Source organism: Atopomonas sediminilitoris (genome assembly GCF_022601735.1).
Taxonomy (GTDB): domain Bacteria; phylum Pseudomonadota; class Gammaproteobacteria; order Pseudomonadales; family Pseudomonadaceae; genus Atopomonas; species Atopomonas sediminilitoris.
The window spans coordinates 314927-341728 of the sequence record NZ_JAKUMM010000004.1; the positions used below are offsets into that span (position 1 = coordinate 314927).

Consider the following 26802-nt stretch of genomic DNA (forward strand, 5'->3'; position numbering starts at 1 on the left):
ACAAAGACCGTAAAGTAGCTGACGTCGGTGCCGACATACCAACAAGAGCGCCCAACACGAGCGGTCAACAACGTTCACCTGAATCGTGACCCTACACTGCAGCGGAGATCCTGATGAATAGCTTGCGACAATTTCAAATCCGCCGCCGCTTGATGCTCATATTGCTCCTCGTGGTGGTCGGCTTACTTGGGCTTAGCAGTTATAGCTTGAGTAACCTCAAAGACAATTTACTAGCCAGCAAGGTAGAAAAAACCCGGCACTTGGCTGAAGCCGCCTACGCCATCGCCGAGCATTACCAGCAACAGGCAACCAGCGGCGCACTAACCATCGACACGGCTCAAGCAACAGCTAAGGCCAGCATTAGCAGCATTCGCTATGGTGACAACGACTATTTTTGGATCAACGATCTTGAGCCAACCATGGTAATGCACCCGTTCAAGCCGGACCTGGTGGGCAAAAATCTGTCCAACATCAAGGACCCAACCGGTAAATATCTGTTCCAAGACATGGTCAAACTTGCACAGCAAAGTGGCGGCGGAGTCGTGGAATACTATTGGCCTAAGCCTGGCGCCGAGGCCCCCGTGGGCAAAGTGTCCTACATCAAGCTATTTCAGCCCTGGGGTTGGATCATTGGCACAGGGGTCTATGTTGACGACGTTGACGCACAATTTAAGCGCGAAGCAATCGGCCTTGGCCTCGCCACGCTCGCCTTACTCTTGATCATTGCAGGACTCATCTGGCTGATCAGCAGCAGTATTACCCGCCCACTCGATACGGTAGTGACTGCTCTAGAAGATATTGCCAGTGGCCGCGGTGATCTAACACGTCGCCTAGATCAGCATGGCAGCGACGAGATCTCCGCGCTGTCAAGACACTTCAATGAGTTCAGCCAAAAACTGCAAAACATCATCCAGCAATTGACCATTAACTCAGCAGAACTTGAAGGCTCCGCCAATGAACTGAGTCAAATTAGTCTTGACGGCCAACGCCAGAGCCAAGAACAAGCTCAGCGCATGGAGCTGGTCGCCACTGCAGTCAACCAGGTGTCCTACGGCGTACAAGATGTAGCCAAAAACGCGGAGCAAGCCGCCGTAGAAGTACAGCAGGCGGAAAAAGCTGCCAATCAAGGGCAGGCCAGTATTCAAGGGGGTATCGAGCAAATTAACCAGCTCTCCTCAACCATCGGCACTGCGGTGGAAGTGATTGAACGCCTTGCGACGGACAGTAGTGAAATCAACAAAGTGCTAGAAGTCATTCGCACCATTGCCGAGCAAACTAATTTACTGGCACTGAACGCGGCGATTGAAGCCGCACGCGCTGGCGAGACGGGCCGCGGCTTTGCCGTCGTAGCCGATGAAGTGCGCTTGCTGGCACAGCGCACCCAGCAATCGACGCAAGAAATCCAGAGCATGATCGAAAAACTGCAAAGCAATTCCAATGCCGCAGTCAACGTCATCACCGAAAGCAGTCGCGTATCCGATTTAACCGTAGCGCAAGCCAGTAAGGCCGGCGAAAGCCTCGAAACCATCACTGCAGTACTGCGTAATCTTTCTGGCCTCAATGCCTCGATTGCCAGTGCGATTTTGCAGCAATCGCATGTTGTTGAAGATATTAATCGCAATGTCACAGAGGCTGCACAATACTCCCACCAAAGCTTACACTCTGCTCAGACAACCACCCGCGCAGGCGTTGGCCTGAAAAAACTGGCAGATCAGGTCAACACATTGGTGCAACAGTTCAAGGCATGACATGGCAAGCAGCGAAGCACTTAGCAACGCCCAAGACAACTCCGATCTGGTCTGGGATCTAGACCACATCAACGGCCGTGATTTTGCCGAGCGCTTTATTCGATTGTTTGAAAACAGGCTGTGCGTTTACTCAGAGTCTGTCGAGCAGATCTACACCAACTACAACCTGCACTTCCCCAGTGAACAGGGTAGAAAGATGGTGGTGCTGCCTAATCCATATGCTTTTCACGACACCTTACACAGCATTCGCAGTGGTGCGGTGCGTAAAACCGGGCTTTGCATCTTGCCGGGCGAAGTATTGGGCAAACAAGGCTTAGTGCTAGCGGCACATTTAGGCAAAAACACTCCAGCGCCGAAGTTTATGCCGTTTAAGCAAGCCATCGCGCGCATCATCAGCGACCAGCGCAAGATTGGCGATGCCTTCTTGCCCATTCTTATGAAGGGTGACTTGCGCGAATTCGATGCCCGTATGCCGTACTTGCACATGCATCGATTGCAGCTTGAAAACCTACCGCACCTCTCCACCTTTGAGCGCCAAGACATACAACAGACGCTCACCAAGAAGCTGTTAATGCTTTACCGCATGGCTGATAGCCTGCGGGTTTAAGCGTTAGTCAAAGCGTGACAGGCGCTTTTAAAACGCCTCTTCTTCCTCATTAACGCGATCGCGCAGCTCTTTGCCGGGCTTGAAGTGTGGAACGTACTTGCCGTCCAACGTCACCGAGTCGCCGGTTTTGGGGTTGCGACCTAAACGAGGCGCACGATAGTGCAATGAGAAGCTGCCAAAACCACGAATTTCAATCCGATCTCCCGTCGCCAGCGCCTGCGACATCTGTTCCAGCATGGTCTTAATGGCCAGCTCAACGTCCTTGGAAGACAGTTGCCCTTGGTGCTCAACAATACGGTCAATCAGCTCTGACTTGGTCATGCTTTTCCCTTAGTTTTCAAGCTACTAGGAACCTCGCAGCTTTTTTACCACGCCTAGGGAGTCGCTTACAACCAAGGAGAAAATAATGTCAATAAAAAAGGGCGACCTAAGTCGCCCTTTTTTCGACACAAAGCAAGAACTTAGTTCTTACCTTCCATCTGTGCCTTGATCAGATCACCAATGGTGGTCGGACCGGCCGCATCAGATTCCTGCTTGTTACGCAGTTCCTTGATGGCGTCTTTCTCGTCGTCAAAGTCCTTGGCCTTAATGGACAGAACAATGCCGCGCGACTTGCGGTCAACGCTGATGATCTTAGCTTCAACGCTCTCGCCTTCCTTGAGCAGGTTACGCGCGTCTTCAACGCGATCACGGCTCAGTTCAGAGGCTTTCAGAACGCCTTCAACTTCCGGAGCCAAGGTAATTACAGCACCCTTAGCGTCCACTTCTTTAACGGTACCAACAACGATGGCGCCTTTGTCGTTCAGGGATACGAAGTTAGAGAACGGATCGTCTTCCAACTGCTTGATACCCAGAGAGATGCGCTCACGCTCAGGATCTACAGACAGGATGACTGTTTCCAGTTCGTCGCCCTTCTTGAAGCGACGTACGGCTTCTTCGCCCACTTCGTTCCAAGAAATGTCGGACAGGTGAACCAGACCGTCGATGCCGCCATCCAGACCAATGAAGATACCGAAATCGGTGATCGACTTGATGGTGCCGGAGATCTTGTCGCCCTTGTTGAAGTTACCGGAGAAGTCTTCCCACGGATTGCTCTTGCACTGCTTGATGCCCAGAGAGATACGACGACGCTCTTCGTCGATATCCAGAACCATCACCTCGACTTCGTCGCCAACTTGCACGACTTTGGACGGATGAATGTTCTTGTTGGTCCAATCCATTTCGGATACGTGAACTAGACCTTCTACGCCTTCTTCCAGCTCAGCAAAGCAACCGTAATCAGTCAGGTTGGTTACGCGAGCATTGACGCGAGTGCCTTCTGGGTAACGGCCAGTGATGGCAACCCATGGATCTTCGCCCAGCTGCTTCAGACCCAGCGATACGCGATTGCGCTCGCGGTCGAACTTCAGGACTTTAACGTCGATTTCGTCACCAACGTTGACGATCTCAGAAGGATGCTTGATGCGCTTCCAAGCCATGTCGGTGATGTGCAGCAGGCCATCTACGCCGCCCAAGTCAACGAATGCGCCGTAGTCGGTAAGGTTCTTAACGATACCTTTAACCTGCTGGCCTTCTTGCAGCGACTCAAGCAGAGCTTCGCGCTCGGCACTGTTTTCGGCTTCCAGCACGCTACGACGAGAAACAACAACGTTGTTGCGCTTCTGGTCCAGCTTGATAACTTTGAATTCGAGCTCTTTGTTTTCCAAGTGAGCGGTATCGCGCACTGGGCGAACATCAACCAAAGAACCCGGCAGGAAGGCGCGGATACCATTGATGTCAACGGTGAAACCACCCTTGACCTTGCCATTGATAATACCCTTGACGACTTCCTCGGCAGCGAAAGCTGCTTCCAGAACGATCCAGGATTCGGCGCGCTTAGCTTTTTCACGGGACAGCTTGGTTTCACCGAAACCATCTTCAACCGCATCCAAAGCCACCTGAACTTCGTCACCGACAGCAATAGTCAGTTCACCCTGCTCGTCGTAGAACTGCTCGACGGGGATAACGCCCTCAGACTTCAGGCCAGCATGAACGGTGACCCAGTCACCATCGATGTCGACCACGATGCCGGAGATGATCGAACCCGGCTGCATGTCTAGGGTTTTCAGGCTTTCTTCAAAGAGTTCTGCAAAGCTTTCGCTCATGGTTATTCCTGTTTAACGGGCATTTGCCCTACACACCACATCACCAGCTGACGTGGGTCGGTTGCTTATGTGAGGTTTGGCAACAGCAGATCGAGTCGACTGGTTCCTGAGGCCACCTCAAAAAAATCATTCGATCAAGCCCCGCGCTGCAAGCTCTTGATCGATGTGTTCGAGCACTTGTTCAATGCTCATTTCTGTGGAATCCAGCAAGATCGCATCCGCGGCCGGCCTAAGTGGCGCCACTGCACGATTCATGTCTCGCTCGTCTCGAGCCTGAATCTCCACAAGAAGACTCCCAAGATTAACATCCTGACCCTGCCCCTTCAACTGCAGGTAGCGGCGACGTGCCCGCTCTTCGGCGCTGGCCGTTAGGAAAACCTTAAGCGGAGCGTTGGGAAATACGACGGTGCCCATATCACGCCCATCGGCAATCAAGCCGGGAGCCTCGCAAAAAGCACGCTGGCGTTGTAGTAAGGCTTCACGCACCGCTGGCAAAGCAGCCACTTGCGACGCCCCGGCACCTGCTTCTTCAGTGCGAATTAACTGAGTAACCTCATCCCCTTCAAGGATGATTTTTTGCCCGTTACCGTCGTTATGAAACTGCACATCCAAATGCGCAGCCATCACTTTAAGCGCTTCTTCATTATCCAGCGCCACGCCATGGTTGTGTGCTGCGAAGGCCAAGAGACGATAGAGTGCGCCAGAATCGAGCAAGTGGAACCCCAGCTTGCGCGCTAAGCGCCCTGCCACAGTGCCTTTACCTGAACCACTGGGGCCGTCGATGGCAATGACCAAAACCGCGTCGGTCATGCTTTCTTCTCCATCGCCACCTGAATGCCAGCGGCTTGAGCAATACCTAAAAAGTTAGGGAATGAGGTGGCAACGTTGGCGCAATCGCGAATCACGATGTCATCTTGCGCGCGCAGCGATGCCACAGAAAACGCCATGGCAATACGGTGATCACCATGACTGTCGACTTCGCCGCCCAGCATGCTGCCGCCGTCAATCACGATACCGTCGGGAGTTGGCTCGGCGCTGACACCCAGCACTTTCAGGCCATCGGCCATCACTTGGATACGGTCAGACTCTTTTACGCGCAGCTCTTCAGCACCACGCAAAACGGTACGACCTTCGGCGCAGGCCGCAGCAACAAACAATACAGGGAACTCGTCGATGGCCAGCGGTACCAGTTCTTCAGGAATTTCAATCCCCTTTAGCGCCGCTGAACGCACACGCAAATCAGCGACGGGCTCGCCGCCAACCACGCGCTCATTCTCCAGCGTGATATCGCCGCCCATCAGGCGCAGAATGTCGATCACACCGGTGCGCGTTGGATTGATCCCAACATGCTCAAGCAACAGCTCGGAGTCTGGCGCAATACTGGCGGCAACCAAAAAGAAGGCCGCCGAAGAAATATCAGCCGGCACTTCAATTTTGCCGGCGGTCAGTGAGTGACCTGACGTGACCGCTGCTGTGTTGCCCTGCACGCGTACTGGATAGCCAAAACCTTGCAGCATACGCTCGGTATGATCGCGCGTCGGCGCCGGCTCACTGACCGAAGTTTCACCGGCTGCGTACAAGCCAGCCAGCAACAAACAAGACTTCACCTGTGCGCTGGCCATCGGCATGTCGTAATGCATGCCTGACAGGCGCTGACCACCACGAATGGTCATCGGCGGACGCCCTTCGGCGGCAGTTTCAATCACCGCCCCCATTTCTCGCAAAGGCTTGGCAACACGCCCCATTGGCCGCTTAGACAGCGACTCATCGCCCGTCAGCACGGTATCAAAGCTTTGCCCGGCCAACAGACCAGACAACAAACGCATCGAAGTACCTGAGTTACCTAAGTACAGCGGCCCAGGCGGTGGTTGCAGACCGTTAAGGCCGACGCCATGCACCACTACGCGGCCATTGTGCGGCCCCTCAATCACCACCCCCATGTCACGGAAGGCTTGCAAGGTCGCCAAGGCGTCTTCGCCCTCCAGAAAACCTTCCACTTCGGTCGTGCCTTGGGCCAACGAGCCGAGCATGATCGAGCGATGAGAAATGGATTTATCGCCGGGCACGCGAACGCGACCACTCAAACGACCACCGGGCTTAGCTAGGTAACTCACATCTTGACTGTGCATAGTGTCCATGTAGGCCCTGCGGGCCAGCATCTTGGTGAAATGTTCACGGGCAGCCTGCGCTCGGGTAAAGACCCCCAGCAAGCTCACACCGTCCCCGCTGTCGATCGCTGCGCGCAAGGCGTCCAGATCGCCACGATAAATATCTAAAATTCGTAACACCGCTTCGCGATTAGCGCGAAAGATGTCATGCCACATCACCGGATCACTGCCGGCAATACGGGTAAAGTCACGAAAGCCGCCAGCGGCATAGCGGAAAATCTCTAAATTTTCGCCTTGGCGAGCCAACGAGTCGACCAAGCCAAAGGCCAGCAAATGCGGCAAATGGCTCGTCGCCGCCAGTACTTCGTCATGATGCGCGATATCCATAAACTCGACGCGCGCGCCCAAAGCCACCCACAAACGGCGGATCAGGTGCAGCGCTGCAGTATCGGTACGCTCATGCGGCGTTAAAATGACCTTATGGCGCTGGAACAGCTGGGCATTAGCCGCCTCCACGCCACTTTGCTCGGACCCTGCAATCGGGTGCCCCGGAACAAACGCCGGTGGAAACTGCCCAAACGCTTCTTGCGCAGCCCGCACCACGTTGCCTTTGGCGCTGCCGGCATCTGTAATCACCGCGTTGCCTATGTCCACTTTGGCCAACTCTGCCAGCACGTGCTCCATGGCCAAGATGGGCACTGCCAGCATGATGACATCAGCACCACGGCAAGCGTCTTGCAAACTGTCTGCACACTGATCAACAACGCCCAATTCAACCGCGCGCACGCAGCTTTTACTGTCGCGATCAACGCCAACCACTTCGGCAAATAGGCCTGACTCACGTAGGCCCTTGGCAAAGGAACCGCCTATCAAGCCCAAGCCAACGACGACCAAGCGCTTTAGCTGCACACTCACGCCGACAAAACCTTGCGCAAAGCCGCTAACAAGCGTTGATTTTCAGCCGGCAAACCAATCGAGACGCGCAAGAAAGTCGGCATCTCATACGCCGCCACAGGGCGCACGATCACGCCTTCGGCGAGCAGAGCCTGATAGATCGGTGCGGCTGGCTGCTGCAAATCAACGGCGATGAAATTGCCGCGTGAAGTAATCCAGCTCAGGCCTAACTCACTAAAGCCCGTCTCAAGCTGCTGCATGCCCGCACGATTAAGCGCGCGACTGCGCTCTAAGTAATCAACATCCGTCAAGGCGGCTACCGCCGCAGCCAAAGCCAAGCTATTGGCATTAAACGGCTGACGCACACGGTTCAACACATCAGCCACATCAACGCTGGAGGCCGCATAGCCAATACGCAACGCCGCCAAGCCGTAAGCCTTAGAAAAGGTGCGGGTCACCACTAAATTGGGATACTGCGCCAGATAATCCAAACCGTTAGGCAGCTCACCCGCATCGCTATACTCGGTATACGCCTCATCCAGCACGACCAGCACGTGCTCGGAAATCTGCTGCATGAAGCGCTCTAGCGCAGCATGATCAAACCAAGTACCCGTTGGGTTGTTTGGGTTGGCAATGAATACCACACGGGTATTGGCATCACAGGCTTCCAGCATGCCCGGCAGGTCATGGCCCCAATCCAACGCGGGTACGCTGCGCCCTTCTGCCCCGACCGCCTGGGTGACCAGCGGATAGACCGCAAAAGCATGCTGGCTAAACACCGCATTCAAACCGGGCGCCAAAAAAGCACGCGCAATCAGCTCTAAAACATCGTTAGAACCGTTGCCAAGCGTCAGCTGGCTCGGCGCTACGCCAAAGGTTTGCGCCAACGCCTGCTTAAGAGCAAAGCCATTGCCATCGGGATAACGGGTTATCTCAGGCAGTGCCGCCTGCACCGCCGCGATAACGGCTGCGCTTGGCCCCAGCGGGTTTTCATTGCTGGCTAGCTTAACGATATCCTCGACCGCCAAGCCTAATTCACGCGCCAGCTCATCCACCGGCTTACCCGGCACATAAGGCGATAATTTTTGTACGCCCGGCACAGCTCGAGCTAGAAAATCACAACTCATCGATAACGCCTCGCGCTAGCCTGTGCGGTAAAACTTACGGCACAGCTCAACACCGTTATTAGAGGACCGCTTTAGGGTACGAACCCAACACGCGCAAGCCAACTTGCGAATCATTGATGCGCTCAAGCACATCTTTGATCAAGGGGTCGTGGCGATGCCCACGGAAGTCGATAAAGAACACGTAACTCCACACACCGCTGCGCGAGGGGCGCGTCTCAATACGCGTCAAATCGATGCCATTGGTGTGAAACGGCGCCAACAAATCATGCAATGTGCCTGGCTTGTTGCGGCACGACACAATGATTGAGGTTTTGTCATCGCCGGTCGGCGGCACCTCTTGGTTGCCGATGATCAAGAAGCGCGTCGAGTTATCGGGGCGATCCTCAATCTTCTCGTGCAACTTGGTTAAGCCGTACAAGTCGCTGGCCATATCGCCGGCAATCGCCGCGCTGTTCCATTCACCACTGATGCGTTTAGCCGCTTCAGCGTTACTGGCAACCGCTACACGTTCGACATTGGGGTAATGCAGATCAAGCCACTTACGACACTGCGCTAACGACTGCGCATGCGAATAAATCCGCGTAATGCGATCGGTTTTGGTGTTCTCACCCACCAGCAAGTGATGGTGAATACGCAGCTCGACTTCGCCGCAGATATGCAGCTCGTGCTCCATAAAGCTGTCGAGGGTATGGTTGATCGCTCCTTCGGTAGAGTTCTCTACCGGCACCACGCCAAAGTTGACCGCACCGGCGGCCACTTCACGAAACACCTCATCAATCGCCGCCATCGGCACGCTGACCACAGCATGGCCAAAATGCTTTAACGCCGCTGCTTGAGTGAAGGTGCCTTCTGGGCCTAAAAACGCCACTTTCAAAGGCTGCTCAAGGGCCAAGCAAGTCGACATGATTTCGCGAAACAGGCGCGCCATTTCTTCGTTATCCAGCGGCCCTTTATTGCGCTGCATAATGTGCGTCAGCACCCAAGCTTCGCGCTCGGGGCGGTAAAACACCGGTGACTCGCCTTCTGGCAAGGACTGCATTTTTACCCGTGCGACTTCTTGGGCGCAGCGTGCGCGCTCGCTGATCAGGTCGAGTATCTGCTCATCGACACTATCAATGCGTTTACGCAGCGCTTTGAGTTGAGCTTCTTCGGACATTAGCCGTGCTCCTGCTCGAATTGCGCCATGTACGCCACCAATGCATCCACCGCCGCTTCTGGCACGGCGTTGTAAATGCTGGCACGCATGCCGCCCACCGAGCGATGGCCTTTTAAATTCAGCAGCCCGCGAGCTTCAGCGCCTGCCAAGAATGGCTTGTCCAAGCGCTCATCCGCCAAGGTGAACGGCACGTTCATCCACGAGCGATCTGATTTGGCAATTGGGTTGGCATACAGCGCACTGCTATCGATCGCACTGTAGAGCTTTTCTTGCTTACGACGGTTGATTGCCTCAATGGCCGGCAAGCCGCCCTGCGCTTTGAGCCAAGCAAACACCAAGCCCGACAAATACCAAGCAAAGGTCGGCGGTGTGTTAAACATCGACTCATTATCGGCGGCGACTTTGTAATCAAACATGGTCGGGCACACTGCCTGTGCCTTGCCGAGTAAATCTTCGCGAATGATGACCAAGGTCAGCCCCGCTGGGCCGATGTTTTTCTGCGCGCCGGCGTAAATCATGCCAAAGCGCGACACATCGAGTGGACGCGACAAAATGGTGGACGACATATCCGCCACCAAAGGCGCATCAACCTGCGGAATCCAGTCGAACTCTAAACCACCAATGGTTTCATTGGGGGTGTAATGAACATAAGCCGCGTTGTGGCTTAACTGCCAACTGGCTTGCTCGGGAATGGCGAAGTACTTGGCCGCCTTGGCGCTAGCAGCAACATTGATCTGCCCGAAGCGCTGGCCTTCTTCGATGGCTTTTTTCGACCAGATACCGGTATCGATGTAATCGGCCACCTGCCCTTGCGCCAGCAAGTTCAGCGGGATCATGGCGAACTGGCTGCTCGCGCCGCCTTGTAAAAACAGCACTTTGTAGTTGGCTGGAATCGCCAACAAATCACGCAGATCTTGCTCCGCTTGTTGAGCGATGCTGACAAACTCATCACTGCGGTGGCTCATTTCCATCACAGACAGGCCTTTGCCGTGCCAATCTGCCATTTCTGCTTGAGCTTGTTGCAGCACTGCTTCAGGTAATGCTGCCGGACCTGCACAAAAATTAAACGCGCGCATGTTTCTCTTTCCAGTTCACCAAAACAGAAAAAGCGCTGAATGATTCAGCGCTTTTTCGTACACCTTTACTCGTCCGCTACAGCGTCATCCGCCTGCACGACCGCCTCAACCTCAGCGCCGTCTTCACCGTCGATCTCTTCGAGAAGTTCATCCTCATCAATGGACGGCTCTTGAACACGCTCAAGCCCAACTAGCGACTCATCACTGGCCAGCTTAATCAATGTAACGCCTTGCGTATTACGCCCCAGGCTCGACACCTCATCCACGCGAGTACGTACTAACGTGCCTTGGTCCGAGATCAGCATGATCTCTTCGCCCTCTTGCACTTGTACGGCGGCGACGAGAATGCCGTTACGCTCGTTGCTGACCATGGCGATCACGCCCTGGCCACCACGACCGCGACGCGGGAACTCTTCCAGCGCAGTACGTTTGCCGTAACCGCGAATAGAGGCCGTCAAAATTTGCGCACCAGACTCAGGGATCAGCATGGAAATCAGCTGCTGTCCTTCTGGCAAGCGCATGCCGCGCACGCCGCGCGCGGTACGCCCCATAGTGCGGACGTGGCCTTCTTTGAAGCGAATCACTTTGCCGCCGTCGGAGAACAACATGACTTCCTTGGCGCCGTCGGTAATCGCGGCGGCGATCAAGGTGTCGCCCTCTTCTAAACGCAGGGCAATCAAGCCCGAGCTACGCGGCTTACTGAACTGCACCAGCGGTGTCTTCTTCACGGTGCCGTAAGCGGTGGCCATAAAGATGTAGGCGCCGGTCGCCTCATCCAGCGAATCATCGGCATCATCAGCCGCGTCATCGCCTTCATCAGCTTCAAGCACTTCGCCCTCAATCACCGCAGCGTCGTTGTCGTCCAGCTCTTCGTCAGCGCCAGCGCTGGCTTGCAAGGCTTCCAGATCAATCTCAAGCATTGCGGTGATGCGCTCGTTTTCATCCAAGGGCAACAAGTTGACCAACGGACGACCGCGCGCGGTACGCGATGCCTCGGGGATTTCAAAGGTGCGCAGCCAATACACCTTGCCCTTGCTGGAGAACAGCAGCAGCGTGGCGTGGCTGTTAGCGACCAATAAGTGCTCGATGTAGTCTTCGTCTTTAACCCCAGTAGCGGACTTACCACGACCGCCACGACGCTGCGCTTGATACACCGACAGCGGCTGGGTTTTGGCATAACCGCCGTGGGAAATAGTCACCACTCGCTCTTCTTGCGGGATCAGGTCAGCAATCGACAGATCCATCTGCGAGGCAACGATTTCGCTGCGACGATCATCGCCGTACTCGGTTTTAACCTGTTCCAGCTCTTCACGAATGACTTCCATCAGTCGCTCAGCGCTGTTCAAAATCAGCAGCAACTCGCCAATTTGATTGAGAATTTCTTGGTACTCGGCCAGCAGCTTTTCATGCTCAAGACCGGTCAGGCGGTGCAGACGCAAATCCAAGATGGCCTGCGCTTGTTCGGGCGACAAGTAGTACTTGCCGTCGCGCATGCCGTATTGCTCATCGAGATCTTCGGGACGGCAGCTTTGCGCACCGGCACGCTCGACCATGTGCACCACGGCACCGGCATCCCAACCTTTTTCGACCAAGGCAATCTTGGCTTCTGCTGAGGTCGGCGATTTTTTGATCAGTTCAATAACGGGGTCGATATTGGACAGGGCGACCGCTTGGCCTTCCAAAATATGGCCACGCTCGCGCGCTTTGCGCAGCTCGTACACGGTACGACGGGTGACCACTTCACGACGGTGACGAACAAACGCCTCCAGCATGTCCTTAAGGTTCAACAGACGCGGCTGGCCATCGACCAGCGCCACCATGTTGATGCCGAACACGCTTTGCAGCTGCGTTTGTGCGTACAGATTGTTCAGCACGACCTCAGCCACTTCGCCGCGACGCAGCTCGATCACCACGCGCAAGCCGTCTTTATCCGACTCGTCGCGCAGCTCGCTGATGCCTTCGATTTTCTTTTCTTTTACCAGCTCGGCGATTTTCTCAATCAAGCGCGCTTTGTTCAGCTGGTAAGGCAGCTCGGTAATGACGATCTGCTGGCGACCGCCTTTATCGATATCTTCGAAGCCGGCACGGGCTCGCATATACACGCGACCACGACCGGTGCGGTAGGCCTCAATAATGCCTGCGCGACCGTTGATAATGCCGGCAGTTGGAAAGTCCGGACCCGGAATGAACTGCATCAGGTCATCCACGCCCAGCTCTGGGTTATTGATCAGCGCCAAGCAGCCGTCGATCACTTCCCGCAAATTGTGCGGCGGGATGTTCGTGGCCATACCCACCGCAATGCCGCTGGAGCCGTTGACCAACAGGTTTGGCACCTTGGTCGGCATAACCGCAGGAATTTGCTCGGTGCCGTCGTAGTTGGGCACCCAGTCGACGGTTTCTTTTTCAAGATCAGCGAGGATTTCATGCGCGATCTTGGCCATACGCACTTCGGTATAACGCATCGCGGCGGCAGAGTCGCCGTCGATCGAACCGAAGTTACCTTGGCCATCCACCAGCATGTAGCGCAGCGAAAAAGGCTGGGCCATACGCACGATGGTGTCGTACACCGCCGAGTCGCCGTGCGGGTGGTATTTACCGATCACGTCACCGACCACACGGGCCGACTTTTTATAGGGCTTATTCCAGTCGTTTTTCAGTTCGCTCATGGCGAACAACACGCGACGATGCACAGGCTTTAAGCCATCACGCACATCCGGCAAGGCCCGCCCAACGATAACGCTCATGGCGTAATCAAGGTAGGACTGCTTCAGCTCGTCTTCGATATTGACTGGGAGGATTTCTTTGGCCAGTTCGCCCATATGCTGCCTGGTTCCTTGTTATTTAGCTGTCCTGCCCGCCGCGCGGCACGCGCCTTGGGCCAAGGCCTACCAACGGCGTCGGTAGGCGAAAAAATGCGCTTGATCCTACCACAACCGACGCCCTGCGCTCACCAGAAAATCGCCTTTTGCGCCCGCAAGCCTTAACAAACGCACCTTGGAGTAAATTCGCGCGCAATCAAATGCTTAGTGCAAGCGCTTGCGGCACATTAAGGCCTGCATTTTTTCTTCGTCAGGACGCTCAACCACTCCCTTTTCGGTGACGATCGCATCGATCAAATCCGCCGGGGTGATATCAAAGCTTGGGTTGTAGGTGGGCATATCGACAGTGATGCGCTGACCAGCAAAGCTCAGCAGCTCTTCGGCACTGCGCTCTTCAATCTCAACGTCGTCTCCGCATTCGCTGTCCATATCGATGGTCGAGCTAGGCGCCACCACCATGAACCGCGCGCCATGGTGCATCGCCGTGACAGCCAGTTGATAAGTGCCGATTTTGTTGACCACGTCCCCGTTATTAGCAATACGGTCAGCCCCGACGATCACCCAGCGCACTTCGTGCTCGCGCATGACAAATGCCGCGGCTGAGTCAACATTCAAGCGCGTCGGCACCCCCTCTTCCAGCAGCTCCCACGCAGTCAAGCGCGAGCCCTGCAGCCAAGGACGTGTCTCATTCACGAACACCCGCTCAACTAGGCCATCCGCATGCGCTGCACGAATCACCCCCAACGCGGTACCAAAACCGCCGGTAGCCAGCGCGCCGGCATTGCAATGGGTATAGATATTTTGCGGCTGGCTATTGTCTTTGCGGATCAGCTCGGCGCCCAAACTAGCCATCGCCAGATTGGCCTCACGATCGCTATCGAGAATCGCCAGTGCTTCTTGCTCAAGCGCAGCCAAGGCCTGGGCATCATCATGGGCTGCCAAGCAAGCCGCCATGCGCTTGAGCGCCCAAAAAAGATTGACTGCCGTGGGTCGTGCCGCCGCCAGCTGCTGGCAATCGGCGGCCAAAGCACCGCGCCAATCGGCACCTTGCGCTAAGCGTGCGCGTGCCGCTAACACCACGGCAAAAGCCGCCGCAATACCGATCACAGGCGCGCCACGCACCACCATGTCACGAATGGCCGTGGCGACATCAGCGCTGGAGTCATAACGCAGCCAAACCTGCTTAAGCGGCAGCAAACGCTGATCCAGCAGATGCAAACAGCCATCGCGCCAGCGAATCGACACCACTTTCTCCGCTGCTAGCAAACGCTCGCGCATGACAACTCCCGCTACAAAAGCGCGGCATTATACGCCTCAATACAGCCAAGGTGCCGCAGGCCATGTCGCTTCGGCGCTTTTGTTACCGTTTATGGCGTGGCGATCAACGCCCAGAGCGCTGCGCTCTTGGGTATACTGCCGACACATGCAGTTACCCACTTAGGCCGCCATGCCCAACGCCAGCGCCCCTGCGAACGCGCATACCCCCTTCGACTTAATGCTGTTTGCCGACTATTTAGTCCCGGTCGAGCCCGCCGGAGTAGTGCTTCATCAACACGCATTAGGTATCCGTGATGGGCTGATTGCTTTAATCGCGCCCAGCGAGCAAGCACGCGCCCTGCCTAGCAAGGCTCAGCTTGAGTTACCGGGCATGCTATTAGCGCCAGGCCTTGTCAACGCGCACGGCCACGCGGCCATGACATTGTTCCGTGGCCTGGCCGATGACTTGCCGCTAATGACGTGGCTGGAGCAGCACATCTGGCCGGCCGAAGGCCAGTGGGTTAACGAAGACTTTGTGCGTTGCGGCACGGAGCTTGCCGTCGCCGAGCAGCTGCTTGGCGGCACCACCACCAGCGCCGACATGTATTTTTACCCAGCTATCGCCGCCGAGGTGTATCACCACGCGGGCGTACGCGCACAGATCAGCATGCCGGTGATCGACTTCCCCGTGCCAGGCGCACGCAGCACCGATGAAGCCTTACGCCAAGGCCTGCGCCTGCACGACGAACTCAAGCAACATCCCCGTTTACACGTAGCGTTTGGCCCGCATGCGCCGTACACGGTCAACGATGCCAATTTGCGCCAAGTTTGCCTGCTGGCAGAGGAAGCCGACGCCAACATCCACATGCATGTGCACGAAACCGCGCACGAAGTCAGCGAGGCACAGCGCCAACACGGCCAGCGCCCGCTGGCGCGCCTTGCAGATCTCGGGTTGCTCGGGCCGCGCTTTCAAGCCGTACACATGACGCAAATCAGCGACGACGACCTCGCCTTGCTGGTAGAAAGCAATACCAGCGTCATTCACTGCCCCGAATCCAACCTCAAGCTAGCCAGTGGTTTTTGCCCTGTTGAGCGCTTGTGGCAGGCCGGCGTGAATGTGGCGATAGGTACCGATGGCGCCGCCAGCAATAACGATTTAGACCTGCTCGGCGAGACACGTACCGCCGCCTTGCTGGCCAAAGCCGTGAGCGGCGATGCCACCGCGCTAGACGTGCACCGCGCGTTGCGCATGGCCACATTAAATGGCGCGCGCGCGCTGGGCTTGGCCGATACCTGTGGCTCGCTGGAGGTCGGCAAAGCCGCCGACATCGTGGCCTTTGATTTATCCGGTTTCGCACAACAGCCGTTGTACGATCCCGTTTCACAACTGATTTATGCCAGCACCCGCGACTGCGTTAAACATGTCTGGGTCGGCGGTAAGCTTTTGGTTGACCAGCGCCGTTTACTGCGCCACGACACCGACGCTCTCGCCGCTCAAGCCCGTCAATGGGCTGCACGCATTCGCCCACGCTGAAGGAAGCCTTATGAGCAGTAACGTAGATCACAGCGAAGTCGCCAAATTTGAAGCGCTTGCCAGCCGCTGGTGGGATCGCAATAGCGAATTCAAGCCCCTGCACGATATCAACCCATTGCGCGTGCAGTGGATTGACCAGCGCGCCAGCTTAGCCGGCAAGAAAGTGCTCGACGTCGGCTGCGGCGGCGGCATTTTGAGCGAATCCATGGCGCAACGCGGCGCCGACGTCACCGGCATCGACATGGGCGAGGCGCCGCTGGCGGTAGCGCAGCTGCATCAGCTCGAATCAGGCGTCTCAGTCAACTACCGGCGCATCACCGCCGAAGAGCTCGCCGCCGAAATGCCGGGGCAGTTTGACGTCGTGACCTGCCTAGAAATGCTCGAGCACGTGCCTGATCCAGCTTCGGTCATTCGCGCCTGTTATCAGCTGGTTAAGCCCGGCGGCGAGGTGTTTTTCTCCACCATTAACCGCAATCCAAAAGCGTATTTGTTTGCGATTATCGGTGCCGAATACGTGCTGCGCATGCTGCCACGCGGCACCCACGACTTTAAAAAGTTTATCCGCCCATCAGAGCTAGGCGCTTGGTGCCGTGCCGCCGAACTCGACGTGCGCGACATCATCGGCCTGACCTATAACCCGCTAACGCGCAGCTACAAACTCGAAGCGGATGTCGATGTTAACTACATGATTCATACCCACAAGGAAGCCTGATGCGCCTGCGAGCTGTACTGTTTGACATGGACGGCACCCTGCTGGACACCGCGCCAGACTTTATCGCCGTTGCCCAAGCCATGCGTGCCGCGCGCGGCCTGCCGCCAGCCGACGATGAGGCGGTGCGTGCTGTGGTGAGCGACGGCGCCCGCGCCATGGTCGCTAGCGCTTTTGGTATTGACCCTGAGAGCGCCGAGTTTGAACCGTTACGGCAGGATTTTCTTGAGCGCTATCTCGATCACTGCGCCGTTCACTCCAAGCCTTATCCGGGCATGCCGGAGCTACTAAAGGCCATCGAGCAGTCTTCGTTAACGTGGGGCGTGGTGACCAACAAGCCGGTGCGCTTTGCTGAACCCTTGATGCGCCACCTGCAACTGCACGAACGTAGCGCTGTATTGATCTGCCCAGAGCACGTCAGCCGCAGCAAGCCAGACCCTGAATCACTGCTACTGGCCTGCACCCAGCTCGCCTTACAACCGGCTGAAGTGCTCTACGTGGGCGACCATGTACGGGATATCGAAGCCGGCCGCGCCGCCGGCATGCGCACCTGCGCTGTGCGCTATGGCTATATCCACCCTGATGACAACCCCAGCCATTGGGGCGCCGACGTGATCATCGACCAGCCTCTTGATTTACGCCAAGTCCTTGAGCAAGCCCTGTGCGGCTGCTGAACCAACGCATCATTGGCAGCACGCGCTGCTTGTTAGGAGAAAACCATGTTTGATTACACCGCTCGCGCCGACCTACTGCAAGGCCGCACTATTTTGGTCACAGGCGCTGGCAAGGGCATTGGTGCCGCAGCGGCGAAAGCCTTTGCCGCACACGGTGCGACCGTGATCTTGCTGGGGCGCAACGTTGAAGCCCTAGAGCATGTGTACGACCAAATTGAAGCCGCCGGCCATCCACAGCCTGCGATTTACCCGCTCAACCTTGAAACAGCCCTGCCGCACGAGTACGACGAGCTGGCCGCCACCCTCGAGCGTGAATTTGGCCACATTGATGGTTTGCTGCACAACGCCGCCCAACTGGGCCCCATGGCGCCGATTGAGCAATACGCCGCTGACCACTGGCAGCGCGTTATGCACGTCAACGTCAACGCCGCGTTCAACTTAACCCGCGTGCTATTGCCGCTGCTGCGCTTGGCGGCAGACGCCTCTATCGCGTTCACCTCCAGCAGTGTTGGCCGTAAGGGGCGTGCTTTCTGGGGCGCTTATGCCGTGTCGAAATTTGCCACCGAAGGCTTGATGCAAGTGCTGGCTGATGAGATGGACGGCACCAGCAACGTGCGAGCCAACTGCATCAACCCAGGCGCCACCCGCACCAGCATGCGCGCCGCCGCCTACCCAGGCGAAAACCCTGAGAAGAATCCAAGCCCCGAAGACATCATGCCGGTGTATTTGTACTTGATGGGCCCCGATAGCCAAGGGATTAACGGTCAAAGCTTCGACGCCCAATAAGGCGTCAATTTTCTGCCAACGCCTGCGGCAAGCCCTTTGCCGTAGGCGGCAAAACCCTGCCAATAAGCCGGCACATGGCCAGCACAGCAACTGCAAAAAACGCTGCAAACGCCCACCGGGCAAGGCCTGCGTAAAAGCTGGCACACTTTGCGCTTATTAGCCTGCAACACACGCTTTTATGAGCAGAGGTTCCCATGGCAGGCTCGGTACAAGGCAACACCATCGACTTCGACACTGCACGACTGCAAGTTGCGCAACCCCGTCGCCGTCGCGCCCCCAGCCAAACTCCCCGCACACTGGACAGCATCCGCCAGCACTTGGTGAGCCTGCTGCAAACCAGCTTAGAGATGGAGCGCCTGCTGGGCATCTTCTTCCAAGAGATCCAGCAAGCATGCCACGTGGACGCCCTCACCTATCAGAACGGCCCAGCCGAACTGCGGGTTGAGCTGGGCCAACGCGCCAGCCACTCGGCCAGCTACCGTCTAACCCATGAAAGCCAATACTTGGGCGAGCTGATCCTACGTCGCCAGCAACGCTTTGATGAAGCCGAGCTTGAGCGCTTAGAAACCTTGATCGGCGCCTTGCTGTTCCCGCTGCGTAATGCCCTGCTGTACCGCGACGCGCTGCGCAGCGCACTGCGTGACGGCTTAACCGGCACTGGTAACCGTGTCGCCTTGGATAAAGCGCTAGAGCGCGAAGTATCGATGGCTAAGCGTCATCAACAGCCCCTCAGCGCCTTAATGGTCGATTTGGATTACTTCAAAAAGCTCAATGACACTTGGGGCCATCAAGTGGGCGACGAGGCATTGCGTTCGGTAGCGGACAGCCTGAAAAACTCGCTGCGCAATATCGACATGGTGTTTCGCTATGGCGGCGAAGAGTTCTTCATCCTGCTCACCAACACCAACCGCCAAGATGCCCTGATGGTCGCTGAGCGTGTCCGTCGCCAAATCGCTGAACTGCAATTTCGCATCAATGGCGACAACATTGCCTTGTCAGCCAGCGTGGGCTGCGCTGCATTGCTCAACCATGAAAACGGCAATGACCTGATTCAACGCGCCGACCAAGCCTTGTATCAAGCCAAGCGCAATGGCCGTAACCAAGTGTGCATGGCCAGCTAAATAAAGCCTCCCCCGATAAAAAACGCGCCGACTGTTTAGGCGCGTTTTTTATGCCTTACGCATGACTCACAGGCGGCATTGCCGCCAACAGCGTCGTGACTTCCGCCTGCCGGCACAAGTCATGACTGGCTGTCATCGTCGCGGCACTGCCCGCCGCCACGCCTTGACGCACACACGCGGCGATACTCGTCGCATCCACAGGCGGTTGTACCAGCGCTTGCGCCAAAAAGCCTGCCACAAGGCTGTCCCCAGCGCCCACGGTGCTCAAGCGCTCCACCGCCGGCGCGGCTTGATGACCTGCGCCATACACGCTGCGCCACAGCGCACCTTGCGCACCCTGCGAAACGATGACCACCTCCGCTGTGCCAGCCACAACAAGGCGCTCGGCAGACTCAGCGACATGCGCTTGCGGCAAATCAGGCTCACCCACAAGCGCCGCAAGCTCGTGCACATTGGGCTTGATCAAATACACTGCGCGCTGCTTGAGCACCGCCTGTAAGACTTCGCCCGGCACATCTAACACGCAACGTGCGCCAGCAGCGCGAGCAAGATCAATAGCTTTAATCAGTACATCCACCGCGCATTCCGGCGCCAAGCTGCCGCTAATAACCAAGTACTGATAGCCAGACAACGCCGCCAACGCTTGCAGCAATTCGTCTTGCTCCGCAGCGGTTAACCTCGCCCCGGGCATCACTAAACGAAACTCTTTGCCGGTATGCGCATCGCGCACGTTAAGGCACTCGCGCAGCGGGGCTTGCACGCTTAATGCACGAGCATGCACTCCTTGCGCTTGTAACTGAGCCAGCATCACCGCCGCGTAGGGGCCGCCTGCCGGTAAAAGTGCCAAGGCCTGAACGCCTAATGCGGCCAACGCGCGCGCGACATTAACCCCGCCGCCGCCCGGGCTTAACACCGGCTCAGCGCAACGCAATTTGCTGTCGGGACGAAACTCGGGCACCTCGGTGGCTTTATCCAACGAAGGGGACAAGGTCAGTGTGACAATCGCAACAGGCATGCTCGCATCCATCAGCGCACTCGATAAGCTTCAGTCTAGCCCGCTGATCATTGCGCATGCTGACCCAACGCAAGCGGCTTTTACGTTACCCTTGGGCTGTGTGCCGCCGTTAAGCACGCCCCAGTCTGCCCAAGCTTGGAAGCGTTATGCCCCAATCGCCGTTTTCTTCTCGTGATGTAGGCCTGTTTGCCGCTGGGCAGCGCAGCATGATGCTGCACATCTTATTGTTCACTGGGCTCAGCTTGCTGGGTTTTGCCTTGTTGCAATTTTTAACCGGCAACCTGCTGTTTGCGCTCGTTGAAGTCTTGATTAGCGCCGCCTTGCTGCTCGGGGCGTGGTACACCCCTCGGGTCAAGCACATCAATGTGATGATTTACCTGTACCTGCTGCCGATCTGCGCGTTTTTGCTCTACATCGTGGTGATGCCCAATGCTTCGCCGATGGCCTTTGTTTGGTTTTATGCCGTGCCGCCACTGGCCTATCTGCTCCTGGGCAAGCGTCACGGCTTGCTGATTAGCGTGCCCTATCTGCTGATTTGCACCGGCCTGTATCTTAATCACTTCGGCCTGCCCGACGATCCACTCAAGCTGATTGATCTGAGCAACGCTATCTTGTGCGGGGTGTGCATCATCACCTTTGTGCATTTATATGAGACTCGCCGGAGCGAGGCTTACCATGCCTTGGCAAAAATGGCCCAGACCGACCCGCTCACCCAGCTGAGCAACCGCGGGCATTTTCAGCAGGAAATGCAGCACTGCCTGCAAAAGGCCGAGCGAAGTGGTTTAACCCAGACGCTGGTGATCATGGATATCGACCACTTCAAAGACATCAACGATGAGCACGGCCATCTCGCTGGCGATGCGGCACTCAAGCAGCTCAGCGAATGCTTACGTCAACGCGTACGGGTGAGCGATACCTTAGGCCGCATTGGTGGCGAGGAATTTGCCATCCTTTTGCAAGACACCCCGCGCGAAGCTGCAGAGCCAGTGATCCAAACACTGCGCCAGCATATTGCCGATACCGCCATAACGCTGGAGCATGGCCCGGTGCACCTATCGGCCACCTTCGGCATGGCTGAATGGCCCAGTGATGGTCGCACCATCAGCCAGCTTTTTAAGCGCGCCGATATGCGCCTGTACCGTGGCAAGGAGCAGGGCCGCAACCAAGTAGTGAGTCAAGATCACGACGACGAGCATGGCCAGCCAACCACCAGCGTCTGCTCACCATGAACCAATCAGCCCAGCCAAAACCACTGCCCGAGCTAATACAAGCTCAAGCCGAGGCTTTGCTACAAGCCAAACAACACATGACCAGCCAGCAGTGGCTTGCCCATGTCGCACACGCGCAATACCAATGCCCTACGCCACAGCATGCGCGGGCACTGCGCAAAGCCCTGAGCGCACTACTAAACCCGCCTGCGTAATCGATGAAACCAGTCACCGCCCGCTGCTACCCAGCAACGCTTTTACCGCTGGTTAATAAGTTCTACAAAAGCCACCGCAGTGCTATGCGCGCTAACACTGGGGCACTGCTATGGGGCTTAGAGCAAAACGCTGAACAAGTCGCCGCACTATGCCTTGCGGCACACGACAAGGGCTTCTGGCTAACCGGCTTATTCGTCGCGCCGAATTGGCGCCAGCAAGGTTTTGGCCATCAACTTGTGCGCACCGTGCAAAGCCACTACCAACAACCGTTGTGGCTGTTTTGTCATCCCGAATTAACGTCTTGGTATCAGCGCGTCGGCTTCCAGCGCGCCACCACCCTGCCGGCCGCCCTGCAAGAACGCTTACAGCGCTACCAACAACATAAAGTGCTGGTGGCACTGCAATGGCTACCGTCTGAGGACTAGCCAGACAGCAACAAGGCCCGCGAACGGGCCTTGTTGGATGCAGCAAACGCTTTAATTAACGCTTAAAACCAGGACGCGAACCACCACCGCCGGTGCGCGGGCGACGATGCACAGGCTTGCCTTTGTTGTCGAAGTCCGTTGGGCGCTCCGCCACTTCAGCACCTTGCTGGCGCTTACGCTCGGCCAGCTCAGCGTGACGACCGGCGTCGCTGCGCTTGTTCTTAGGGCCACGGCGCGGCTCGCTCGGCTTGCCCGACTTACGCTGCAGGCGCTCAATGCGCTCGCGGAACTTGGTTTTTTCCTCAACGATTTGCATCGGCTTAAGGCCTACTTCGGCACTTAAGATATCCACTTCACGCTGATCCATCTCGCGCCAGCGGCCGACGCTCATATCGGCGGTCAAAAACACCGGCCCAAAACGCACGCGCTTCAGACGGCTGACCACACAATCGACAGCTTCCCACAGACGGCGCACTTCGCGGTTACGGCCTTCCATCACCACGCAGTGGAACCAATGGTTAAAGCCATCGCCACCGGGGGCTTTTTTCAAGTCAGTGAACTTGGCGGGGCCGTCTTCGAGCATCACGCCTTCTTTAAGCGACTCGATCATTTCGTCGGTCACTTCACCGCGAACGCGCACGGCGTATTCACGGTCCATCTCGTAGGACGGGTGCATCAGGCGGTTGGCCAACTCACCGTCGGTCGTGAACATCAACAAGCCAGTGGTGTTGATGTCCAAACGGCCGATATTGATCCAGCGGCCACCGCGTACGCGCGGCAAACGATCAAACACAGTGGGACGCCCCTCAGGATCGTCACGGGTGCAGACTTCGCCTTCGCGCTTGTTATAAATCAACACCCGACGCTGCACTTGCGCGACTTCGTCTTGACGCAGCGGACGGCCGTCGAGTTCGATCTTTTCGTGGCCTTCGATCCGCGCCCCGAGGGTGGCGAGTTCGCCATCCACCCGCAGACGACCGGCAGCAATCCAAGCTTCTACTTCGCGGCGCGACGCAAGGCCGGCACGCGCTAACACTTTCTGCAGTTTTTCGCCGCTGGGGGCTGGCGTGGTATCGGGGATATCGTGGAATTCTTCGCTCATCTGGGCACCTCCCGGTGTAAACGTGGCGGCTGCACCGCGCAGCCTTAAGCGGGCGCGCACTATACGCGCTTACGCCAGCACTTGCACGCAGGCTAGTCGAGAGTCGCCTGAGCGCGGCGAAAAAACGACCAAAGGCGCAGGCCCAGATATCAGCAACCCTGTGCTGACGGCTCTGGGCCTGTACGAAATTGGCCTCGGTTTTTTTTGCGTAACGCCCGTCTCTTAGCTGTAATTAGCCGTAAATTGCCGGCTCTCGATAATGGCGCGGACAGGCTTGGCCATCGGCGCGAAACACATGGCACTTGTTCACATCCAGACCCGCCGCGTAGGTCTGACCAACCGCCACCTTGCGATTACCATCGCTGCGCAGGGTGATGATGTCGGGCACGCCTTCGATGCTCAGGTACAACAGGTTTTGATCGCCCAAGCGCTCGGCCACATTGATCTCACCGTTGAAGATGAAATCAGCCTGCTCAGGGTCAACGAAATGCTCTGGGCGCACGCCCAAGGTCAGCATTTCACCGGCCTGCACGCCGCTGCCATCGACATTGACCTTTAACTTAAAGCCGTTGGGCAGCTCCACCGTGACATTTTCAGCATCACTGCTCAGCGCTTTGACGTCTAAAAAGTTCATTTGTGGCGAGCCGATAAAACCGGCAACAAACTTGTTTTGCGGATAGTGATACAGCTCTAGTGGCTGACCAACTTGAGCGATTTGTCCGGCATTGAGCACCACGATTTTATCCGCCATGGTCATGGCTTCTACCTGATCGTGGGTGACGTAGATCATGGTGGACTGCAGGCGCTGATGCAGGCGAGAAATCTCAATGCGCATTTGCACACGCAAGAAGGCATCAAGATTCGATAGCGGCTCATCAAACAAGAACACCTTAGGCTCGCGCACCATGGTGCGGCCAATCGCCACACGCTGACGCTGGCCACCGGAGAGATCTTTAGGCTTGCGCGTTAATAACGACTCCAATTGCAGGATGCGGGCGGCTTCGTCAACGCGTCGGGCAATTTCACGCTTGTCTTGCTTGGCCAACTTGAGGCCAAAGCCCATGTTCTCCGCCACGCTCATGTGCGGGTACAGGGCATAGCTTTGGAACACCATGCCCACCGAGCGATCCATCGGTGGCAAGTCATTAACGCGCTGATTGCCGATATACAGATCACCGCTGGTGATGTCTTCCAGTCCGGCGATTAAACGCAGCAAGGTGGACTTGCCACAGCCCGACGGGCCGACAAAGACGACGAACTCACCGTCTTCGATATCCAAATTAATGCCCCGCGTGATCGGGGTGCCGTCGTAACTTTTGCAGATATTGCGCAGGGTAACGCTAGCCATGGGCTACTCCTTCAATCAACCCAACAGACGGGCGTAACCAAAACTATTGACCGCCAAGTGTACGCGGCCACCTTGAAAATCAGCACTGGCCGCTGGCACGCGCTCTAGCGGTTCAACCATCACAGGCAAGCTGTAGGTTTGTGCAGCGGTGCCAAGGTTAAACAGGCACAACCACGCCTCATCGGCATGACGGCGCTCGAACACCAGCAGGTGTTGGTCGGCGTGCCAGAGGCGAATACTGCCTTCGATCAGCACCGGCTGCTGACGCCGCCAAGCCAAAAACGCACGGTAGGTGTTGAGCAGCGAGTGTTCGTCTTGCTCCTGCACATCCACCGCCAGTGCTTGCTGGGCCTCAGATACCGGCAACCACGGCTTGCCCGTGGTGAAGCCCGCTTGAGCACTATCATGCTGCCAAGGCATGGGGGTGCGGCAGCCATCGCGCCCTTTAAATTCGGGCCAAAAGGCGATGCCGTAGGGGTCGACCAAGTCTTGGTAGGCCACTTGCGCCTCCGGCAGCCCCAGCTCTTCACCTTGGTACAGACACACGCTCCCGCGCAGCGACAACAGCAACGCCATCAGCACGCGGCCACGCTCGCTATCGGGCGCCGTTTGCCCTGCTTGCGCCCAACGACTGAGCACGCGCACGACATCGTGATTGCCGACCGACCAACAGGGCCAGCCGTCACTCAGCTCGCCTTCAATACTGGCGATGGTGTGGTGTAAAAACTCTGGGCTGCACTGCTCGGTGAGCAAGTCGAAGGAGTACGCCATGTGCAAGGTGTTACCGCCGGCGGTATAGGCCGCCATGGTCCGCAGCGAATGGTCGCAACCGATTTCAGCCACCGTGGTGCTACCGGGATAACGATCGAGCAGGCTGCGCACTTTGCGCAAAAAGCCGATGTTTTCTGGCTGGGTCTTGTCGTACACGTGGCGCTGGTAGGCGTAAGGGTTATCCGCCCGCACCCCGATGCCGCCCTCTTTGATATCGCTATTGGCGGGGTTGTCGCGCAGCGCCGCGTCATGAAAGTAAAAGTTGGCTGCATCCAGACGAAAACCATCAACGCCGCGTTCTAGCCAAAACGCCATGTCGTCCAGCAGTTGCTGCTGCACCGCCTCACAGTGGAAGTTCAAATCGGGCTGACTGCTTAAAAAATTGTGCAGGTAATACTGCTTACGGCGGCTATCCCACGTCCACGCGGGGCCACCAAACACGGACAACCAGTTATTGGGCACGCTGCCATCGGGCTTTGGGTCAGCCCAGACGTACCAATCGGCTTTGTGGTTGCTGCGACTGCTGCGGCTTTCGGCAAACCAAGGGTGCTGATCGGATGAGTGATTCAGTACTTGGTCGATGATGATCTTCAGCCCGCGTGCATGCGCTGCGGCAATCAGCGCGTCAAAGTCGGCCAAGTTGCCAAACAACGGATCGACATTGCGGTAATCCGCCACGTCGTAGCCGAAGTCTTTCATGGGCGAGGTAAAAAACGGCGAAAGCCAAATAGCATCGACATTCAGGCTGGCGATGTAGTCGAGCTTGGCGAGTACGCCTGGCAGATCTCCCACGCCATCGCCATTGCTGTCGAAAAAGCTGCGCGGATAAACCTGGTAGATGACGCCACCGCGCCACCAATCATTACAAGGGGCAGGCATTGCGCATAATCCTTATTGTTCTGTTTAGACGCTGCCCAATGTAGAGAGGCGCGACTAGAGTCGCATCCTCCCCTACGC

23 protein-coding genes are annotated in these 26802 nt (G+C 56.8%); 10 read left to right on the forward strand and 13 right to left on the reverse strand.

Features of this window, described 5'->3' with window-relative positions; all coding sequences use genetic code 11:
* Positions 1 to 113: 113 nt before the first annotated feature.
* Positions 114 to 1748, forward strand: a complete 1635-nt coding sequence (locus MKI83_RS08125; protein WP_241584770.1) for a methyl-accepting chemotaxis protein — start codon at positions 114 to 116, stop codon at positions 1746 to 1748.
* A gap of 1 nt (position 1749) precedes the next feature.
* Positions 1750 to 2355: a hypothetical protein gene (locus MKI83_RS08130; protein ID WP_241584772.1), complete on the forward strand. Its 606-nt coding sequence runs from the start codon at positions 1750 to 1752 to the stop codon at positions 2353 to 2355.
* A gap of 27 nt (positions 2356 to 2382) precedes the next feature.
* On the opposite strand, the gene ihfB is transcribed toward MKI83_RS08130, so the two are convergent.
* The 9 genes from ihfB to mtnA form a co-directional block, all read right to left on the reverse strand.
* Positions 2383 to 2676 carry an integration host factor subunit beta gene (ihfB, locus tag MKI83_RS08135; RefSeq protein WP_241584773.1) on the reverse strand — a complete coding sequence of 98 codons (294 nt, stop codon included), beginning with the start codon at positions 2674 to 2676 and terminating at the stop codon, positions 2383 to 2385.
* Between the two features lie 140 nt (positions 2677 to 2816).
* Complete coding sequence (gene rpsA, locus MKI83_RS08140; RefSeq protein WP_241584774.1) at positions 2817 to 4499, reverse strand: 30S ribosomal protein S1; 1683 nt, start codon at positions 4497 to 4499, stop codon at positions 2817 to 2819.
* Between the two features lie 126 nt (positions 4500 to 4625).
* On the reverse strand, positions 4626 to 5309 hold the full coding sequence (gene cmk / locus MKI83_RS08145) for a (d)CMP kinase (RefSeq protein ID WP_241584775.1): 684 nt from the start codon (positions 5307 to 5309) through the stop codon (positions 4626 to 4628).
* A complete protein-coding gene (locus MKI83_RS08150; protein ID WP_241584776.1) occupies positions 5306 to 7522 on the reverse strand; it encodes a bifunctional prephenate dehydrogenase/3-phosphoshikimate 1-carboxyvinyltransferase in 2217 nt (738 codons plus the stop codon). Before MKI83_RS08150 ends, cmk begins: the two co-directional genes overlap by 4 nt.
* Positions 7519 to 8628: a histidinol-phosphate transaminase gene (hisC, locus tag MKI83_RS08155; protein WP_241584777.1), complete on the reverse strand. Its 1110-nt coding sequence runs from the start codon at positions 8626 to 8628 to the stop codon at positions 7519 to 7521. The genes MKI83_RS08150 and hisC overlap by 4 nt, the downstream gene beginning before the upstream one ends.
* Before the next feature lie 58 nt (positions 8629 to 8686).
* On the reverse strand, positions 8687 to 9784 hold the full coding sequence (pheA, locus tag MKI83_RS08160) for a prephenate dehydratase (protein WP_241584779.1): 1098 nt from the start codon (positions 9782 to 9784) through the stop codon (positions 8687 to 8689).
* A complete protein-coding gene (gene serC, locus MKI83_RS08165) occupies positions 9784 to 10860 on the reverse strand; it encodes a 3-phosphoserine/phosphohydroxythreonine transaminase (RefSeq protein WP_241584781.1) in 1077 nt (358 codons plus the stop codon). The genes pheA and serC overlap by 1 nt, the downstream gene beginning before the upstream one ends.
* A gap of 65 nt (positions 10861 to 10925) precedes the next feature.
* Positions 10926 to 13679 carry a DNA gyrase subunit A gene (gene gyrA / locus MKI83_RS08170; RefSeq protein ID WP_241584783.1) on the reverse strand — a complete coding sequence of 918 codons (2754 nt, stop codon included), beginning with the start codon at positions 13677 to 13679 and terminating at the stop codon, positions 10926 to 10928.
* 204 nt (positions 13680 to 13883) lie between these two features.
* Positions 13884 to 14957 carry an S-methyl-5-thioribose-1-phosphate isomerase gene (gene mtnA / locus MKI83_RS08175; protein WP_241584784.1) on the reverse strand — a complete coding sequence of 358 codons (1074 nt, stop codon included), beginning with the start codon at positions 14955 to 14957 and terminating at the stop codon, positions 13884 to 13886.
* Between the two features lie 169 nt (positions 14958 to 15126).
* Here mtnA and MKI83_RS08180 point away from each other — a divergent pair, with 169 nt between their 5' ends.
* The 5 genes from MKI83_RS08180 (at position 15127) to MKI83_RS08200 (ending at position 19760) form a co-directional block, all read left to right on the forward strand.
* The gene (locus tag MKI83_RS08180) at positions 15127 to 16470 is read left to right on the forward strand and encodes a TRZ/ATZ family hydrolase (protein ID WP_241584785.1); all 1344 of its coding nucleotides are present in this window, start codon (positions 15127 to 15129) and stop codon (positions 16468 to 16470) included.
* A gap of 10 nt (positions 16471 to 16480) precedes the next feature.
* The gene (gene ubiG / locus MKI83_RS08185; RefSeq protein WP_241584786.1) at positions 16481 to 17182 is read left to right on the forward strand and encodes a bifunctional 2-polyprenyl-6-hydroxyphenol methylase/3-demethylubiquinol 3-O-methyltransferase UbiG; all 702 of its coding nucleotides are present in this window, start codon (positions 16481 to 16483) and stop codon (positions 17180 to 17182) included.
* Positions 17182 to 17853: an N-acetylmuramic acid 6-phosphate phosphatase MupP gene (mupP, locus tag MKI83_RS08190; RefSeq protein ID WP_241584787.1), complete on the forward strand. Its 672-nt coding sequence runs from the start codon at positions 17182 to 17184 to the stop codon at positions 17851 to 17853. The genes ubiG and mupP overlap by 1 nt, the downstream gene beginning before the upstream one ends.
* Positions 17854 to 17898: 45 nt before the next feature.
* Positions 17899 to 18639, forward strand: a complete 741-nt coding sequence (locus tag MKI83_RS08195) for a YciK family oxidoreductase (RefSeq protein WP_241584788.1) — start codon at positions 17899 to 17901, stop codon at positions 18637 to 18639.
* A gap of 194 nt (positions 18640 to 18833) precedes the next feature.
* Positions 18834 to 19760, forward strand: coding sequence for a GGDEF domain-containing protein (locus MKI83_RS08200; RefSeq protein WP_241584789.1), 927 nt, complete (start codon positions 18834 to 18836; stop codon positions 19758 to 19760).
* A gap of 55 nt (positions 19761 to 19815) precedes the next feature.
* Here MKI83_RS08200 and MKI83_RS08205 read toward each other — a convergent pair whose 3' ends face one another.
* Positions 19816 to 20775, reverse strand: a complete 960-nt coding sequence (locus MKI83_RS08205) for a 1-phosphofructokinase family hexose kinase (protein ID WP_241584790.1) — start codon at positions 20773 to 20775, stop codon at positions 19816 to 19818.
* A gap of 146 nt (positions 20776 to 20921) precedes the next feature.
* On the opposite strand from MKI83_RS08205, the gene MKI83_RS08210 reads away from it, so the two are divergent.
* From MKI83_RS08210 to MKI83_RS08220, 3 genes are read left to right on the forward strand one after another with little or no spacing between them, the layout of a single operon-like run.
* The gene (locus tag MKI83_RS08210; RefSeq protein ID WP_241584791.1) at positions 20922 to 22004 is read left to right on the forward strand and encodes a GGDEF domain-containing protein; all 1083 of its coding nucleotides are present in this window, start codon (positions 20922 to 20924) and stop codon (positions 22002 to 22004) included.
* Entirely contained in the window at positions 22001 to 22198 is a 198-nt protein-coding gene (locus MKI83_RS08215) for a hypothetical protein (protein WP_241584792.1), read from the forward strand. Before MKI83_RS08210 ends, MKI83_RS08215 begins: the two co-directional genes overlap by 4 nt.
* Positions 22199 to 22201: 3 nt before the next feature.
* On the forward strand, positions 22202 to 22624 hold the full coding sequence (locus MKI83_RS08220; RefSeq protein ID WP_241584794.1) for a GNAT family N-acetyltransferase: 423 nt from the start codon (positions 22202 to 22204) through the stop codon (positions 22622 to 22624).
* A 55-nt stretch (positions 22625 to 22679) separates the two neighbouring features.
* Here the strand turns inward: MKI83_RS08220 and rluB are convergent, their stop codons facing one another.
* From rluB to MKI83_RS08235, 3 genes are all read right to left on the reverse strand, one after another.
* Positions 22680 to 23726 (reverse strand): 23S rRNA pseudouridine(2605) synthase RluB, encoded by a 1047-nt coding sequence (gene rluB, locus MKI83_RS08225; protein ID WP_241584797.1) that lies wholly within the window; start codon positions 23724 to 23726, stop codon positions 22680 to 22682.
* Between the two features lie 232 nt (positions 23727 to 23958).
* Entirely contained in the window at positions 23959 to 25074 is a 1116-nt protein-coding gene (gene malK / locus MKI83_RS08230) for a maltose/maltodextrin ABC transporter ATP-binding protein MalK (protein WP_241584799.1), read from the reverse strand.
* 15 nt (positions 25075 to 25089) lie between these two features.
* Positions 25090 to 26724, reverse strand: coding sequence for an alpha-glucosidase (locus MKI83_RS08235; RefSeq protein WP_241584801.1), 1635 nt, complete (start codon positions 26722 to 26724; stop codon positions 25090 to 25092).
* Between the last annotated feature and the right edge of the window lie 78 nt (positions 26725 to 26802).

Bases quoted from the DNA above. Each gene is read 5' to 3' on its own strand.
- rpsA (WP_241584774.1), bottom strand. From the start codon at position 4,499: ATGAGCGAAAGCTTTGCAGAACTCTTTGAAGAAAGCCTGAAAACCCTA.
- mupP (WP_241584787.1), top strand. From the start codon at position 17,182: ATGCGCCTGCGAGCTGTACTGTTTGACATGGACGGCACCCTGCTGGAC.
- MKI83_RS08235 (WP_241584801.1), bottom strand. From the start codon at position 26,724: ATGCCTGCCCCTTGTAATGATTGGTGGCGCGGTGGCGTCATCTACCAG.
- MKI83_RS08130 (WP_241584772.1), top strand. From the start codon at position 1,750: ATGGCAAGCAGCGAAGCACTTAGCAACGCCCAAGACAACTCCGATCTG.
- MKI83_RS08195 (WP_241584788.1), top strand. From the start codon at position 17,899: ATGTTTGATTACACCGCTCGCGCCGACCTACTGCAAGGCCGCACTATT.
- MKI83_RS08220 (WP_241584794.1), top strand. From the start codon at position 22,202: ATGAAACCAGTCACCGCCCGCTGCTACCCAGCAACGCTTTTACCGCTG.
- serC (WP_241584781.1), bottom strand. From the start codon at position 10,860: ATGCGCGCGTTTAATTTTTGTGCAGGTCCGGCAGCATTACCTGAAGCA.
- pheA (WP_241584779.1), bottom strand. From the start codon at position 9,784: ATGTCCGAAGAAGCTCAACTCAAAGCGCTGCGTAAACGCATTGATAGT.
- ihfB (WP_241584773.1), bottom strand. From the start codon at position 2,676: ATGACCAAGTCAGAGCTGATTGACCGTATTGTTGAGCACCAAGGGCAA.
- mtnA (WP_241584784.1), bottom strand. From the start codon at position 14,957: ATGCGCGAGCGTTTGCTAGCAGCGGAGAAAGTGGTGTCGATTCGCTGG.
- MKI83_RS08200 (WP_241584789.1), top strand. From the start codon at position 18,834: ATGGCAGGCTCGGTACAAGGCAACACCATCGACTTCGACACTGCACGA.
- MKI83_RS08125 (WP_241584770.1), top strand. From the start codon at position 114: ATGAATAGCTTGCGACAATTTCAAATCCGCCGCCGCTTGATGCTCATA.
- rluB (WP_241584797.1), bottom strand. From the start codon at position 23,726: ATGAGCGAAGAATTCCACGATATCCCCGATACCACGCCAGCCCCCAGC.
- malK (WP_241584799.1), bottom strand. From the start codon at position 25,074: ATGGCTAGCGTTACCCTGCGCAATATCTGCAAAAGTTACGACGGCACC.
- MKI83_RS08215 (WP_241584792.1), top strand. From the start codon at position 22,001: ATGAACCAATCAGCCCAGCCAAAACCACTGCCCGAGCTAATACAAGCT.
- hisC (WP_241584777.1), bottom strand. From the start codon at position 8,628: ATGAGTTGTGATTTTCTAGCTCGAGCTGTGCCGGGCGTACAAAAATTA.
- cmk (WP_241584775.1), bottom strand. From the start codon at position 5,309: ATGACCGACGCGGTTTTGGTCATTGCCATCGACGGCCCCAGTGGTTCA.
- MKI83_RS08180 (WP_241584785.1), top strand. From the start codon at position 15,127: ATGCCCAACGCCAGCGCCCCTGCGAACGCGCATACCCCCTTCGACTTA.
- MKI83_RS08205 (WP_241584790.1), bottom strand. From the start codon at position 20,775: ATGCCTGTTGCGATTGTCACACTGACCTTGTCCCCTTCGTTGGATAAA.
- ubiG (WP_241584786.1), top strand. From the start codon at position 16,481: ATGAGCAGTAACGTAGATCACAGCGAAGTCGCCAAATTTGAAGCGCTT.
- gyrA (WP_241584783.1), bottom strand. From the start codon at position 13,679: ATGGGCGAACTGGCCAAAGAAATCCTCCCAGTCAATATCGAAGACGAG.
- MKI83_RS08210 (WP_241584791.1), top strand. From the start codon at position 20,922: ATGCCCCAATCGCCGTTTTCTTCTCGTGATGTAGGCCTGTTTGCCGCT.